The organism is Streptomyces mangrovi (assembly GCF_900114215.1).
Classification (GTDB): Bacteria; Actinomycetota; Actinomycetes; order Streptomycetales; family Streptomycetaceae; genus Streptomyces; species Streptomyces barkulensis.
Genome location: NZ_FOSG01000007.1, coordinates 103,995 through 117,322 on the forward strand (window position 1 = coordinate 103,995; position 13,328 = coordinate 117,322).

The following is a 13,328-nucleotide window of genomic DNA, read 5'->3' on the forward strand; positions in this document are numbered from 1 at the left end:
GCGCCCGGCCCGGACCGCACCGCGGTCAGGACGCCCTGACGGGATCGTGTCCCAGCGACATCATCCGGTGGCGCCAGTCCGAGTCCCGTACCGCCTCGGCGACGCGCACCCGATCGCGTTCGGCGCCGACGGTGTCGACGACGTCGCGCATCGCCGCGACGTCGTCGTCGGTGAGGTCCGTGCGGCGCTTGCGCAGGATCGCCAGCACCTGCCGTCCCCGCTCGGAGCCGGCCTGCTCGGGCAGCTCCTCGGTCCGCTCTCCGGCGACGCTCGTCCTGAGCCATGCCTCCAGTTCGTTCGACGTCATGTTCACCACGGCGTGGAACTCGTCCCACAGAGCGTCCAGTTCCAGCTCGGAGATGTCGGCCATCGTCAACCTCCCGGTTCTCTCGCGCCGCGCGAGTGCCCGCACCCCGGCACCCGGAAACCCGGGCCGGTGCGCGGGCACTCGCGCGGCGGCCCCGGCGCCCGCGCACCGGCCGCTTCCCTCAGGACTCCGGCAGGGGGTCCCCCTCCAGATAACGGGCGCCGGGGCCCTGCGAGCCCGCGGCGTCCCCCGGGTTGTACAGGCGGCACTTGCGCAGGCTGAGGCAGCCGCAGCCGATGCACCCGGTCAGCCGCTCCTTCAGCCGCTCCAGCTCGCCGATCCGCGCGTCGATCCGAAGCTGCCAGGTGCGGGCCACGGCGTTCCACTCGGTGGCGCTGGGTGCCCGGTCCACGGGCAGCCGGTCCAGCGCGGCACGGACCTCCTCCAGGGAGAGGCCGACCTGCTGGGCGGCCCTCACGAAGGCGACCCGGCGCAGGGCGGTACGCGGATAGCGCCGCTGGTTGCCCGTGGTCCGCTCGGAGTGGATCAGGCCCATCTCCTCGTAGTAGCGCAGGGCGGAGGGGGCGAGCCCGGAGCGGGCGGCCAACTCCCCGATGGCGAGGCGTCCGTCTCGGTCGGTCATGGCGGCGAGCATACCGCTTGACCTCAAGCCTCCTTGAGGTTGCAGCCTCTTGGCATGACGACCGCGACACCACCGCACACCCCCGCCCCCCGATCGCCGGAGAACCTCGGATTCGAGGCTCTCCCGGCCCTGATGTCCCTGATGACCGGCGACGAGAAGCACGACGCCGCCGCCACCTCCACCCTGGACGCCCTGTGGGTCCTCTACGACCGGGTGCTGCGCGTCCGCCCCGACCGCCCCGGCGACCCCGGCCGGGACCGCTTCCTGCTGTCCAAGGGGCACGGCCCGATGGCGTACTACGCCGTGCTCGCCGCCCGGGGCTTCTTCCCGGCCGACTGGCTGCCGGGCTTCGGCTCCTACGAGTCGCCGCTGGGGCATCATCCGGACCGAACCCTGGTCCCCGGCGTGGAGATCGGCAGCGGCTCGCTCGGGCACGGACTGCCGCTGGCCGTGGGGACCGCCCTCGGGCTGCGCGCCCGGAGACCGGCCGGGCCGCGGGTGTGGGTGCTGGTCGGGGACGCCGAACTGGACGAGGGCAGCAACCACGAGGCCATCGACTTCGCGGGCGCCGCCGGACTCGACGGCCTGCACACCCTGGTGATCGACAACTCCTCGGCCTCGCACCCCCCGCCCGGCGGCATCGCCTCCCGTTTCACGGCCGCGGGCTGGTCGGCGCTGACCGTCGACGGCCGCGACCACGAGGCGCTGTACGCGGCGTACACCCGCCCGCATCCCGGACGCCCGCACGCCGTGGTCGCCCGTGTCGAACCCAAGCACGCCTGACCGGCGCGGAGAACACGAGGAGAACCCTGGACATGGACACCATGCGCGAACGCTTCGCCTCCGTCGTCTCCCGCCTGCTGGACGAGGACCCGCGTCTGGCGGTCGTCCTCGCCGAGATCGGCGCGGACGGCTTCCGCCGGGCCGCCGGACGCCACCCGGACCGGGTGGTCAACGTCGGCATCCGCGAGCAGCTCCTGGTCGGGGTCGGCGGCGGTCTGGCCCTCACCGGGATGCGCCCGGTGCTGCACACCTTCGCCTCCTTCCTGGTGGAGCGTCCCTTCGAGCAGCTGAAACTGGACTTCGGGCACCAGGGGACGGGCGGGGTGCTGGTGAGCGCCGGAGGGTCCTACGACTGGCCGGCCGGCGGCTTCACCCACATGGCGCCCGGCGACGTGGCGCTGCTGGACACCCTGGACGGCTGGACCGTCCACGTGCCCGGCCACCCGGACGAGGCCGAGACGCTGCTGCGCCGCGCCTGCGCGGGCGGCGCGGGCGGAAACGGGGGCGGGGACGGAAACGGGGAAGACCGGGTGTACGTCAGGCTGTCGGCGCAGACCAACGCCCGCCCCCGGCCGGTCACCGGCGAGGGCTTCCTCACCGTGCGGCGCGGCGGGCACGGGGCGCCGGCGGTCGTCGCGGTCGGCCCGCTGCTCGACCCCGTCCTGGAGGCCGTGCGGGGGCTGGACGCGACGGTCCTGTACGCCGCCACCGTCCGTCCCTTCGACGCGGCCGCGCTGCGGGCGGCCGTCGCCGGCCCCGGCGCCCCCGAGGTCGTCCTGGTCGAGCCGTATCTGGCCGGCACCTCCACGGCCGCCGCCGCCGAGGCCCTGGCCGACGTCCCGCACCGGATCCTCGGGCTGGGGACGGCGCGGGCCGAGCTGCGCCGCTACGGCACGGCCGCCGAGCACCTGGCGGCCCACGGTCTGGACCCCCGCTCGCTGCGGGAGCGGATCACCTCTTTCACGGCCCGCGCCGCGGTCTGACGGCGCGGCGCGGGGGGCCGGGCGCGGAGGGCGGAGGGCCGGCGGGCAGCCCGACCGCCGGGCGGGACCGCTCCGTGGGCGCGGGGGCGCTCACGGAACGGGCGTCGCCCGGACGCCCCGCTCACGCCGGTGGATCCGCTCCACCAGTTCGGCGGCCGTCGACTTGATGGTCTCCAGCCCCTGCCGCCCCCACGGGCGCGGTTCCTGCGCCACCACGCAGACCGTCCCCAGCACCATGCCGGTGCGGTCGATGAGCGGCGCGCCCAGGTAGGAGCGGATGCCGATCTCGTCCACGACCGGGTTCCCGGCGAAGCGGGGGTAGTCGCAGACGTCCTCCAGGACCAGCGCCTTGCGCCGCACGACGACATGCGGGCAGTAACCGTGGTCACAGGCCATCACCCGGCCGGCCCGGGGGGAGGCCTGCGCAGGCCCCGGCTCCACGGCCCGGTCGGAGCCCGGCGTGTACAGGCCGGCGAAGTACTGGCGGTGCTCGTCCATGAAGTTGACCATCGCGTAGGGGGCGCCGGTGATCCGCGCCAGCCTGCGGGCGAAGTCGTCGAACTCCGGAACGGGAGCGTCCCCGATACCCAGCTCGCGCAGCCGTGTCACCCGCGCCGGGGCCTCCCTGTCCTCAGGAGTGAGGAGCAGATGGCCGGTGGGGTCATACGACGTGGGGAACATGGCCGCTCCTTGAGTCGATCAGGTGCTGGACGAGGGAGACGAGGACCTGCGTGCCGGAACTGGCCTGCCGCGCGTCGCACATCACCACCGGCACCTCGGGCTTGAGGTCGAGGGCGATCCGGATCTCGTCGGGGTGGTAGCGGTGGGCGCCGTCGAACTCGTTGACCGCGACGACGAACCCCATGCCGCGCCGCTCGAAGTAGTCCACGGCCGCGAAGCACTGGTCCAGGCGCCGGGTGTCGGCGAGCACCACGGCACCGAGCGCGCCGCTGGACAGCTCGTCCCACATGAACCAGAAGCGCTCCTGGCCGGGGGTGCCGAACAGGTAGAGCACATGCCGGGCGCCGAGGGTGATCCGCCCGAAGTCCATCGCGACGGTGGTGGTCGTCTTGTCCTCCACCCCCTCCAGACTGTCCGTGGCGGCGCTGACCTGGGTGAGCAGCTCCTCCGTGCTCAGCGGCTCGATCTCGCTGACGGCTCCCACGAAGGTCGTCTTGCCGACCCCGAACCCGCCCGCCACCAGGACCTTCAGGGCGGTCGGAAACGGATCAGAGTCGTTTACGAAGTCCATGCAGCACCGCCTCCAGCAGTCCTCGGTCGGTCGGGTCCGCCCCCATCTGCATGGGGGCCCGTGTGGTCACCGCGCCGCAGTCCACCAGGTCGGAGAGCAGCACCTTGGTCACCACGGCGGGCAACCGCACATGGGCGGCGATCTCTGCGACGGTCATCGGCCCGTCGCACAGACTCAGCACCTGGGCGTGGTCGGGTCCCAGATAGCTCTGCGGCTCGGTCCCGGTGGACCGCACCATCGTCAGCAGGTTGAAGTCGGCCGTCGGGCGCGTACGCCCGTTGCTGACGGTGTACGGCCGGACCAGGCGTCCGGCCGCGTCGTCCAGCCACAAGCCCTCCTCGGGTTCCGGCATCCGTCAGTGCCCCGACGGCTGCCGCGCCGGTGTGGCCAGATACGGGCGGACGCTCTTGACCAGCATCGCCATCTCGTATCCGAGGACGGCCGCGTCCGCCTCGCTCCCGGCGAGGACGGCCAGGCACGCGCCGGAGCCCGCGGTCGAGACGAACAGCAGCGCGGTGTCGAGTTCGACGACCACCTGCCGCGCCTCTCCGCCGCTGCCGAAGCGGATGCCGGCGCTGCGGGCCAGCGAGTACAGGCCCGAGGCCAGCGCCGCCAGATGGTCGGCGGTGTCGGTGTCCAGTCCGTGGGCGGCCTTCACCAGGCCGTCGGAGGACAGCAGCAGGGCGCTGCGGGTGTGCGGGACGCGCTGGACGAGACCGGTCAGCAGCCAGGACAGGTCGGTCGTCCGGCCGATGGGGGCATCGCTCACCATGATCGCGTTCTTCTCCTTGGGGGGGGTGAGAGCCGTGCGCGGGGCTAGCCGGGCCGGCTGGGGGTGTCGTCGTCGGTTCCCTCCGCGAGGCCGGCGCCCCGGCGGAAGGCGGCCATCAGGCCGGGAGTGTGCTCGGCCTCGGGCTCGTCCGACACCCCGGGGCTCCGCTGAGACCGACGCAGTTCGGGAACGAGGTGCTCCTGGCGGCGGCGGCGCGGGAGCTGCGGACGGTCATCACCCTGCGCGCCCTGCGCGCCCTGCGGCCCGCCGTGGCCCTCCGGGGGCGGTGGTGCCGGTGCCGCCCGGGGGGCGGGCGCGGACTGCGGGGCGTGGGCGGCGGGCTGTGCGGCGGAGGGCAGGGGCCGGGCCGCCTCCTGCCCGTGCGCCTGCTGTCCGTGGTCCTGCTGTCCGTAGGCGTGCTGCCCGTAGGCCGGGCGGGCGGGCGCCTGCCGATGCGGCGCCCCCTGCCCGGGCATCTCCTGACGGGACGTCTCCTGGCGAGGTGTCTCCTGGCGGGCGGTCCCGGGCGGCATCGGGCGGTGCCCGCCCGCTTCCGCCGCGGCGGCGGCACGCCGCCGCGGTTCCTCCCGCTCGTCGCCCAGGAGCGCGTCCGGCACGACGAGCACCGCCTGGATGCCGCCGTAGATGTTGGTCCGCAGTTGCACGGTGATGCCGTGCCGCCGGGCGAGCGAGGAGACCACGAAGAGCCCGATGCGGCCGTCCTGCAGCAGTTCGGCGACGTCGATCCCGCCGGGGTCGGCCAGCAGTCCGTTCATCCGTTGCTGCTCGGCGGCCGGCATGCCCAGTCCGCGGTCCTCGACCTCGACGGCGAGGCCGGCGGTGACGCGCTGGGCGCGCAGCAGGACCTGGGTGTTGGGGGCGGAGAACACCGTGGCGTTCTCGACCAGTTCGGCGAGCAGGTGGATGACGTCGGCGACGGCGTGGCCGCGCAGGGTGCCCTCGATCGGCGGCACCAGCTTGACGCGGGAGTACTGCTCGACCTCGGCGATGGCCGAGCGCAGCACCTCGGTCAGGGTGACCGGGCGGCTCCACTGCCGGCGGGAGACCGCGCCGCCGAGGACGGCGAGGTTCTCCGCGTGCCGCCGGATGCGGGTGGCCAGGTGGTCGACGTGGAAGAGGCCCTTGAGCAGGTCGGGGTCCTCGACCTCGTTCTCCAGCTCGTCCAGCAGCTCGATCTCGCGGTGCACCAGGGACTGGAGTCTGCGGGCGAGGTTGACGAAGACCTCGACCTTCTCCTCGCTTCCGCCGGCGTTGCCGCGCACCAGCGCGACCGCCTGGACCAGTGCCAGTTCGGCGGCGCGCTGGGCCTGGCCGACGTCGTGGACGACGAGGCCGAGCGAGTCGTCCTCCGGTTCGGGCGACGGGCTGTGCACGGGCGGCCGCGGCCACTCGCCCTTCTCCAGCCGGTGGAGCATCGACTGGAGTTCGCTCCGGCCGTGGGCCACTGCCTGCCGCAGCCGGGCGTGGCGCTCGGCGGTGGAACGCGCCTCGGAGGAGGCGGAGAGCGCCGCGCCGACCACCACGGCGCAGCCGAGCAGCAGCGCGCCGCCGAGCACACCCCAGACGGTGGCGCTGTCCGGCCCGGCGGAGATCCCGTCCCGCACACCGTCGAGGGCCCGCAGCACATAGGCGACGACCGCTGCGGCGATGACCGCGACCAGGGCCGCGGGCAGGACGGCGAGGCGGATCATGCGGTGCCGCAGGGCGGTGTCGGCGGCGGTGTCGCGGGCGGGGCCCCCGCGCTGTCCGGTGCCGTGCGGGGCGCTCGGAGTGTTCGGGGTGCTCGGGGTGTTCGGGGCGCCGCCGTACGCGGGAGGGGCCGGGGGGCCGGGAGGAGAGGAAGCGGGCGGCGGGGAAGCGACGGGCAAGGGAGCGGAACTTCCCCTTCCTTGTCGCACCGCGCGGCTCGGGGGCTCAGGCATCGCAGTCCTCGGAACGTTGAGGTCGTCTCAGCGGGCCGGTGCGCTCACCGGCTCTCGTGGCACCGCCGCAACGCTGATCGTCACCCGGCGGGGGCACGGGCGAGGTCGGCTCGTTCGCCCCCTTCGCCGGCCCCCAGCGGGTGAAAGCATCGTCACGCCTCGTGGGGAAGGGCGGCACGATCATAACCCTCGTTTGCCGGGTGCGAGTTACCGTGCCCGGACCGTCACATTGACCCGCCCTCGCAGTCCGGTTCCGGGCGGTGCGGTGCCCGGGCGGACGCGCGGGACGCCGTGGTAGGCCAGCCTGGAGGGGCCCGCGAACACGAAGGCGTCGCCACTGCGCAGCTCGACGTCGGTCCACGGCCGGCCGCGACCGGACGGGGTCCCGAACCGGAAGACGCAGGTGTCACCGAGGCTGAACGAGACCACGGGGGCGCGGGATCGCTCGTCGCTGTCACGGTGCATCCCCATACGGGCTCTTCCCTCGTAGAAGTTGACGAGCGCGATGTCGTACGGGACCGTACACGGCCCCTTCCCGTACGCCTCCTCCACCGCCCGCCGCGCCCACCGGCCCAGCCAGGCCGGGAAGGGCTTGACCGGCGCCCCGTCGCCGTCCACCGCGGTGCGGGCGTAGCCGTACGGGTACCAGTGCAGGCCCAGACAGACCTGGCGCACCGACATCCGGCCGCCCCGGGGCATGCGCACGGTGCGCAGCCCGGCGGGCGGACGGGACCAGGCACGGCAGGCGTCCAGGAGTTCGCGCTGCGCGGGCCCGTCCAGATGGCCGGGCAGGTGCATCGCGCCCGGCGCCACCTCGGCCGCCGGGAGCCGGAACAGTCCGTCGTCCACGCCTTCCACCCCACCTCCCGGCACCGGGCCGACACCGGTCCCGGCACCACTGTTCCACCGGATCTCCACGCCTCCGCCCCTTCCTCGGGCGGACCCGGCCCTTCCGCGCGCCCCCATGCCGTAGGGTCGCAGTGGCCGGTGCGGGACCGCGCGGCGGGCGGTGCACCGCCCGCGCCGTCCCGGCCGCCCGGAGCGAGGCCGGAACAAGGAGTGCCCATGACATCCGAAACCGTGGAACCCGCGCTGACGGGGGTGCGCAACTTCCGCGAGGTCGGTGGTCTGCCGACCGCCGACGGCCGGCGGGTGCGCCAGGGTCTGCTCTACCGCAGCGGGCACCTGGCACACGCCACCGAGGAGGACGCCGCCTTCCTCTCCCGGCTCGGCCTGCACACGGTCTTCGACTTCCGCAACTCCGCCGACCAGGCGCTGGAGGGCCCGGACGTGGAACTGCCGGGCGTGCGGAACGTGAACATCCCCCTGTCGGACCCGGCCGAGGGCGCCGAGTTCTGGACGATGGTGCGCGAGGGCGACCTGGCCCTGCTGCGGTCCCTGCTCGGCGACGGACAGGCCGAGGCCCGGATGGTGGCCTCCTACCGGCTGATGGTCAAGCAGCGCACCGCCGAGCACGGCCGGCTGCTGAGGGAACTGGCCGAGGAGAGCGTGCCCGCCCTGATGCACTGTGCGGCGGGCAAGGACCGGGCCGGGCTGTCGATCGCGGTGACGCTGCTGGCGCTGGACGTGGAGCAGGACGCGATCGAGGCGGACTACCTGGAGTCCAACGCCCCGCACCACCGCTACCGGATCCACCGCTCCCCCGACGCGGGCGGCGGGATGTCCCCCGAGGTCGGAGAGCTGATCGCGCCCCTCTTCGAGGTCCGCCCCGCCTATCTGCACGCGGCGTTCGACACCATCACCGACACCTGGGGCGGGGTGGAGTCCTACCTCTCCGAGGGGCTCGGTCTCACTCCCGGTCTGCGCGAGCGGCTGCGCGGCCGCCTGCTGGATCTCTGACCGCCGGGCCTCACGGCTGTCCCACGGCCGCCTCAGGGCTTCCCGGGACCGGCGGCCCCCGCCGGTCCCGTCGGTCCCGCCGGCGGGATCAGCCCTCGCGGACGACGACGAAGTCCGCGAGGGCGGCGAACCGCTCGCGCACCCGGTCCGGCATGTCCACGCCGTCCAGGGCGGCGAGGGCGGTGGCGTGCCGGCGGTGGGCCTCCTGGGAGGTCCACTCGCGGCCGCCGGCCTCCTCGATCAGCCCGGCACGGGTCGCGAACTCCTCCTCGCTGAAGTCCTCGAACTCCCGCTGGCTCTTGGTGGCGTCCGCGGCCAGCAGCTCCCCGAGCCGCTCGGCGGCCGGCCCGCCCCCGGCCAGGGCGGCGACCACCGGCAGGGACTTCTTGCGCTGCCGCAGGTCGCTCCAGGGCAGCTTGCCGGTCGACGCCGGGTCGCCCCAGATGCCCAGCAGGTCGTCGACGGCCTGGAAGGCCAGGCCCAGGTGGTGGCCGTACGCCTCCAGCGCGTCGGCGGTGGCCTCGTCCGCCCCGCCGAGGACCGCGCCGATGGAGGTGGCGCAGGCCAGCAGCGCGCCGGTCTTGTTGCCCTCCATCTCCAGGCACTCGGCGACGGTGACCTTCTCCCGGTGCTCGTAGGAGATGTCCTGCGCCTGCCCGTCGATGAGCTTGCGGGTGGCCAGGGTCAGGCGGCGGGTGGCGTGCGCGGCCTCGGCGGTGCCCAGTTCCAGCAGCACCTCGCCCGCCAGCGCGAACAGGGCGTCGCCGACGAGGATGGCCTGTGCCGGGCCGTGCACCTTCCACACGGTGTCGCGGTGGCGGCGCTGCTCGTCGCCGTCCATCAGGTCGTCGTGGAGCAGGGAGAAGTTGTGGACCAGCTCCACGGCCACCGCCCCGGGGACGCCGGTGGCGGGCTCGGCGCCCGCGGCCTCGGCCGACAGCAGGGCCAGCGCCGGGCGCACCGCCTTGCCGCCGTCGCCGCTGGCCGGGTCGCCCTGTGCGTCGATCCAGCCGAAGTGGTAGGCGGCGACGGAGTCCATGGGCGGCGCGAGCCGTGCCACGGCGGCGCGCAGCATCGGCGTGGCGAGGGTGCGGCCGCGTTCCAGCAGCTCGATGACGCTCGCGGTGTCGACGGCTGTGTCCGTCAGGGTCCTCGGGGTCGCCGGGGTCACGGGGTCTCCTCTGCGTTCGGTGTCGTGCTCACGCCGCCTCCTGGAAGACGTCGTCGTGCGGGCGGCCGAGGGCGGCCAGCGCTTCCCGGGCGGCGGTCAGCCCGCTGCGCACGGCGCCCTCCATCGTCGCGGGCCATCCGGTGGCGGTCCATGCCCCGGCCAGCCACAGCCCCGGCGCACCGGTGCGGGCGACGGGGCGCAGGCGTCCGACGCCGGGCACGGGGGCGAAGGTGGCGGCGCGCTCGCGGGTGACGAAGAAGTCGCGCACCTTCGCGCCGCGTGCGGCGGGCATCAAGCGGGCCAGTTCGGGCAGGTAGCGGTCGCGCAGGGCGGCGACCGGCAGGTCGATCTCGTCCTGCGCGGCGGACTGGGACACCGCGATGTACTGGCTCCCCGCCCCTCCGGGCGCGTCCCGCAGCCCAGAGGCCGCGGTGCGGTCGAAGACCCACTGCACGGGGGTGCCGAGCGCGGCGAGGAAGGGACGGTGCAGCACCTTGCGGTCGTAGACCACATGGACGTTGAGGATCGGCGCGTCACCGATGCGCAGCAGCCGCTCCGGTTCCTCCAGGGCGCCCTCGGGCAGCAGCCGGTGTGCCTCGCGCTGGGGTACGGCCAGGACGACCGTACCGGCCCGCAGCGTCCGGCCGGTACGGCGCGCGCCGCTGTCCACCGCGACCCGCCAGCCGCCGTCCGGCTCCCGGTCCAGCTCCCGCACCCGGCCCTGCCGGACCACGCGTACGCCCGCCTTCTCCAGCACGGCGGCGGCGAGTGTGTCGTGCAGGTGCCCCAGCGGGACGCGGGACCAGCCGATGTCGGCCGCGCCGGGTTCGCTGAGCAGGCCGGTGCCGATGACCATCGCGGCCAGCCCGAGCGAGACGTCCGGTGCGCGGGCGTTGAGGGTGGCGACGCCGATCAGGTCCCACAGCGCCCGTACCGCACGCGGGGACTGGCCGTGACGGCGCAGCCAGCTTCCGAAGTCCTGACCGTCCAGGGCGGGATCGCCGGGGTCGATCCGGCCCAGGCGGCCGAGCGCCAGCGCGGCCCGCCCCACGCGCAGCCGCTCGGCCGGGGAGAGGTGGGGGTAGCGCGCCAGGGAGGCGCCCAGGTGCAGCGGCACGGGCAGGGCCGCGCGCCGCAGCCGGCCCGTCCTGCCGCGCGCGGCGTCGTGGACGGGGATGTCCAGGCGGGGCTGGAGCGGTGCCAGCGCGCTCGCGCCGATGCGTTCCAGAAGCCAGCGGTAGGCGGTGCAGCAGCGCAGATGCACATGGTGGCCGTTGTCGACGGTCAGCTCGCCGGCCGCGCCGGAGCGGCGGAAGGAGAAGGCGAGCCCGCCCAGCCGGGGCCTGCTCTCCACCAGGGTGGTGGCCACCCCGGCGTCGGCCAGGCGCAGTGCGGCGGCGGTGCCCGCCAGCCCTCCGCCGACGACGACGGCGCGCGGATCGGGTGCGCCGGTCACGTCGTGCTCCCCCCGGGGGCCGTGCGGGCGGCCAGCCGGGCGTCGAGCCCGGACAGGCCGCGCAGGGCGACGTAGGCCTTCTCGCGCGCCGGCAGGGAGACCCGGCCGCGCAGTACGGCATGGGGGTCGCGGGCGATGCGGGCCAGCAGGCGGTGGTAGATGCCCGCCATGGCCGCCACACAGGCGGCCGAGCGGCGGTCCAGCAGCGGCAGCAGCCGCAGCCCCTCGGCGAACAGCGCGCGGGCGCGGCCCACCTCGAAGCGCACCAGTCCGGCGAAGTCCCCGCCGGCGGGCGGCGCGTGGCGGTCCAGCGAGGTGTCGCAGCCGAACGCGGCCAGATCCTCGCGGGGCAGGTAGGTGCGGCCCTCCGCGGCGTCCTCGCGCACGTCGCGCAGGATGTTGGTCAGCTGCAGGGCGAGGCCGAGGGTGTCGGCGTAGTGGGGGGCGCGTTCGGCGCCCGGGGCGCCCGGCACGGTGCCGAAGACTCCCAGGGAGAGCCGTCCGATGGCGCCGGCCACGCAGCGGCAGTACTCCCTCAGCTCGTCCCAGGTCCCGTAGGCGCGGCCGCGGACGTCCATCAGGACGCCGTCGATCAGCTCGTCGAGCCCGCCCAGCGGGATCGGGAAGCGCTCCGCGGCGTCGGCCAGGGCGACGGCGACCGGGTCGGTGGCGTCGTCGGGGACCTTTCCGGCGCGGACGAGGTCGAGCAGGTTGCGGGTCTCCTCCAGCCGGGCGCGCTTGACCTCCGTCTCCAGCGGGCCGTCGCCGATGTCGTCCACGCGCCGCGAGAAGGCGTACAGGGCGGACATCGCCCGGCGCTGCGCGGTGGGCAGCAGCCGGATGCCGTAGGCGAAGTTGCGGGCCTGCCCCGCGGTGACGGCCTCGCAGTAGTGGTAGGCGGCGAAGACCTGCGGGGAGGGCGGCGCCTGGCGCGCGGCCCGCTCCGCGTTCGCGCTCCGCCTGAACACCGGGCTCACCTCGCCGCTCCCAGGACGGCCGCGGTCTCGCGCAGCACACCGGCCTTCCCCGGGCGCGGGGCGCCGCCCAGGACGTCGTACCGGGCGGAGCGGAGGGCGCGCAGGGCCGCCCGCCCTCCGCCGGTGAATCCGGCGATGAGGATCTTCGGTATGCCGGGGACGCTGGCCACCAGCGGGACTCCTTCGTTCAGCAGTTCGTGCGCGCGCCGCGCCTCCCAGGCGACCAGGGCCCGCACCGAGGCGTTCGCGGTGGGCGCGGCGAGATCGGCCTCGGTGACGCGGAAGCGCTCCAGGTCCTCGGCGGGGAGGTAGATCCGGTCGCGCAGCGCGAGGTCCTCGGCGACGTCCTGGAGGTGCTCGGTGATCTGCAGCGCGGTGCAGACGGCGTCGGAGCGGCGGACGCGCTCGGGGGTCGTGGTGCCGGTGACGGCCAGGACGAGCCGCCCGACGGGGTTGGCGGACAGCTCGCAGTAGCCCAGCAGCTCCTCCCAGGTGCCGTACCGGCGGACCTTCTGGTCCAGCCGGTTGGCCTCGACCAGGGCGAGGAACGGCTCGGGGGTCAGCGCGTGGCGGCGCACGGTCGGCACCAGGGCGTACAACAGGGGGTGGCGGGGGACGTCCCGGCCGGCGGCGCCCGGGTCCCGGGCGGTGCGGAAGACCCGGTGCAGCTCGGTCTCGAAGGCGTCGAGCAGCGCGCCGCGGTCATCCGCCCGGTCAGGATCCACTCCCAGCAGCGCGGCGTCGGCACCGCCGGGCGGCAGGTCGCCGTCGCCGATGTCGTCCAGGAGGCGGACGCAGCCGTACACGGCCATCAGGTCGTCCCGCCGGGCGCGGGGCAGGAAGCGGGGGGCCACGGGGAAGTTCTCGCGCGCCGCCTTGTCCAGGACGGTGCGGCTGCGCGCGTCCCGCGCGGGGGTCACCGGGGGCCGCCCGCTGCCATCTCCGTCACCTCTGCGTCTCTCCAACCGACAGTCCCGTCCTTCCCGAAGCGGCGGCGTCCACGGCATCCGTGTCCAGCGTGTGCGGCCCGCCCTGTGTCCGCATGCCACCGACGGCGTCCGCGACACCACGGAATCCGGGAGGGCCTGCGGTGCCGGGGTGCCCGCGGCGTCGGCGACGCCTCTTCCCCCGCGGGCGCCGCCCGCGGGATCCGCGTACGGAACATCCTATTTCGGGCACGC

The 13,328-nt window shown here is 74.9% G+C and carries 15 protein-coding genes; 3 read left to right on the forward strand and 12 right to left on the reverse strand.

Features of this window, described 5'->3' with window-relative positions:
• Positions 1-25: 25 nt before the first annotated feature.
• Positions 26-370: a DUF3140 domain-containing protein gene (locus BM237_RS12120; protein WP_093849595.1), complete on the reverse strand. Its 345-nt coding sequence runs from the start codon at positions 368-370 to the stop codon at positions 26-28.
• Between the two features lie 118 nt (positions 371-488).
• Entirely contained in the window at positions 489-950 is a 462-nt protein-coding gene (gene soxR / locus BM237_RS12125; protein ID WP_093849744.1) for a redox-sensitive transcriptional activator SoxR, read from the reverse strand.
• Between the two features lie 54 nt (positions 951-1,004).
• Here soxR and BM237_RS12130 point away from each other — a divergent pair, with 54 nt between their 5' ends.
• Together BM237_RS12130 and BM237_RS12135 are read left to right on the forward strand one after the other, a co-directional pair.
• The gene (locus tag BM237_RS12130; protein ID WP_093849596.1) at positions 1,005-1,733 is read left to right on the forward strand and encodes a thiamine pyrophosphate-binding protein; all 729 of its coding nucleotides are present in this window, start codon (positions 1,005-1,007) and stop codon (positions 1,731-1,733) included.
• A 32-nt stretch (positions 1,734-1,765) separates the two neighbouring features.
• Entirely contained in the window at positions 1,766-2,716 is a 951-nt protein-coding gene (locus BM237_RS12135) for a transketolase family protein (protein WP_093849597.1), read from the forward strand.
• A gap of 90 nt (positions 2,717-2,806) precedes the next feature.
• Here the strand turns inward: BM237_RS12135 and BM237_RS12140 are convergent, their stop codons facing one another.
• The 6 genes from BM237_RS12140 to BM237_RS12165 form a co-directional block, all read right to left on the reverse strand.
• Complete coding sequence (locus tag BM237_RS12140) at positions 2,807-3,397, reverse strand: GAF domain-containing protein (RefSeq protein WP_093849598.1); 591 nt, start codon at positions 3,395-3,397, stop codon at positions 2,807-2,809.
• Entirely contained in the window at positions 3,378-3,968 is a 591-nt protein-coding gene (locus tag BM237_RS12145; RefSeq protein WP_093849599.1) for a GTP-binding protein, read from the reverse strand. Before BM237_RS12145 ends, BM237_RS12140 begins: the two co-directional genes overlap by 20 nt.
• Complete coding sequence (locus BM237_RS12150) at positions 3,946-4,320, reverse strand: DUF742 domain-containing protein (protein ID WP_093849600.1); 375 nt, start codon at positions 4,318-4,320, stop codon at positions 3,946-3,948. The genes BM237_RS12145 and BM237_RS12150 overlap by 23 nt, the downstream gene beginning before the upstream one ends.
• A 3-nt stretch (positions 4,321-4,323) precedes the next feature.
• Positions 4,324-4,740 (reverse strand): roadblock/LC7 domain-containing protein, encoded by a 417-nt coding sequence (locus BM237_RS12155; RefSeq protein WP_093849601.1) that lies wholly within the window; start codon positions 4,738-4,740, stop codon positions 4,324-4,326.
• A gap of 44 nt (positions 4,741-4,784) precedes the next feature.
• Positions 4,785-6,452 carry a sensor histidine kinase gene (locus BM237_RS12160; protein WP_107415226.1) on the reverse strand — a complete coding sequence of 556 codons (1,668 nt, stop codon included), beginning with the start codon at positions 6,450-6,452 and terminating at the stop codon, positions 4,785-4,787.
• A gap of 438 nt (positions 6,453-6,890) precedes the next feature.
• Positions 6,891-7,532 (reverse strand): alpha-ketoglutarate-dependent dioxygenase AlkB family protein, encoded by a 642-nt coding sequence (locus BM237_RS12165; RefSeq protein ID WP_093849745.1) that lies wholly within the window; start codon positions 7,530-7,532, stop codon positions 6,891-6,893.
• Positions 7,533-7,748: 216 nt separating this feature from the next.
• On the opposite strand from BM237_RS12165, the gene BM237_RS12170 reads away from it, so the two are divergent.
• Positions 7,749-8,543 carry a tyrosine-protein phosphatase gene (locus BM237_RS12170; RefSeq protein ID WP_093849603.1) on the forward strand — a complete coding sequence of 265 codons (795 nt, stop codon included), beginning with the start codon at positions 7,749-7,751 and terminating at the stop codon, positions 8,541-8,543.
• An 88-nt stretch (positions 8,544-8,631) separates the two neighbouring features.
• On the opposite strand, the gene BM237_RS12175 is transcribed toward BM237_RS12170, so the two are convergent.
• The 4 genes from BM237_RS12175 to hpnC are packed head-to-tail and all read right to left on the reverse strand — an operon-like array spanning position 8,632 to position 13,067.
• Positions 8,632-9,714, reverse strand: coding sequence for a polyprenyl synthetase family protein (locus tag BM237_RS12175; protein WP_412719257.1), 1,083 nt, complete (start codon positions 9,712-9,714; stop codon positions 8,632-8,634).
• Between the two features lie 28 nt (positions 9,715-9,742).
• Positions 9,743-11,170, reverse strand: coding sequence for a hydroxysqualene dehydroxylase HpnE (gene hpnE, locus BM237_RS12180; protein ID WP_093849604.1), 1,428 nt, complete (start codon positions 11,168-11,170; stop codon positions 9,743-9,745).
• Positions 11,167-12,138, reverse strand: coding sequence for a presqualene diphosphate synthase HpnD (gene hpnD / locus BM237_RS12185; RefSeq protein ID WP_093849747.1), 972 nt, complete (start codon positions 12,136-12,138; stop codon positions 11,167-11,169). Before hpnD ends, hpnE begins: the two co-directional genes overlap by 4 nt.
• A gap of 5 nt (positions 12,139-12,143) precedes the next feature.
• The gene (gene hpnC, locus BM237_RS12190; RefSeq protein WP_245793588.1) at positions 12,144-13,067 is read right to left on the reverse strand and encodes a squalene synthase HpnC; all 924 of its coding nucleotides are present in this window, start codon (positions 13,065-13,067) and stop codon (positions 12,144-12,146) included.
• Positions 13,068-13,328: the final 261 nt, after the last annotated feature.

Coding starts and splice junctions, on each gene's coding strand:
- BM237_RS12170 (WP_093849603.1), top strand. CDS start 7,749: ATGACATCCGAAACCGTGGAACCCGCGCTGACGGGGGTGCGCAACTTC.
- BM237_RS12155 (WP_093849601.1), bottom strand. CDS start 4,740: ATGGTGAGCGATGCCCCCATCGGCCGGACGACCGACCTGTCCTGGCTG.
- BM237_RS12145 (WP_093849599.1), bottom strand. CDS start 3,968: ATGGACTTCGTAAACGACTCTGATCCGTTTCCGACCGCCCTGAAGGTC.
- BM237_RS12160 (WP_107415226.1), bottom strand. CDS start 6,452: ATGATCCGCCTCGCCGTCCTGCCCGCGGCCCTGGTCGCGGTCATCGCC.
- BM237_RS12135 (WP_093849597.1), top strand. CDS start 1,766: ATGGACACCATGCGCGAACGCTTCGCCTCCGTCGTCTCCCGCCTGCTG.
- soxR (WP_093849744.1), bottom strand. CDS start 950: ATGACCGACCGAGACGGACGCCTCGCCATCGGGGAGTTGGCCGCCCGC.
- BM237_RS12120 (WP_093849595.1), bottom strand. CDS start 370: ATGGCCGACATCTCCGAGCTGGAACTGGACGCTCTGTGGGACGAGTTC.
- BM237_RS12150 (WP_093849600.1), bottom strand. CDS start 4,320: ATGCCGGAACCCGAGGAGGGCTTGTGGCTGGACGACGCGGCCGGACGC.
- BM237_RS12140 (WP_093849598.1), bottom strand. CDS start 3,397: ATGTTCCCCACGTCGTATGACCCCACCGGCCATCTGCTCCTCACTCCT.
- BM237_RS12130 (WP_093849596.1), top strand. CDS start 1,005: ATGACGACCGCGACACCACCGCACACCCCCGCCCCCCGATCGCCGGAG.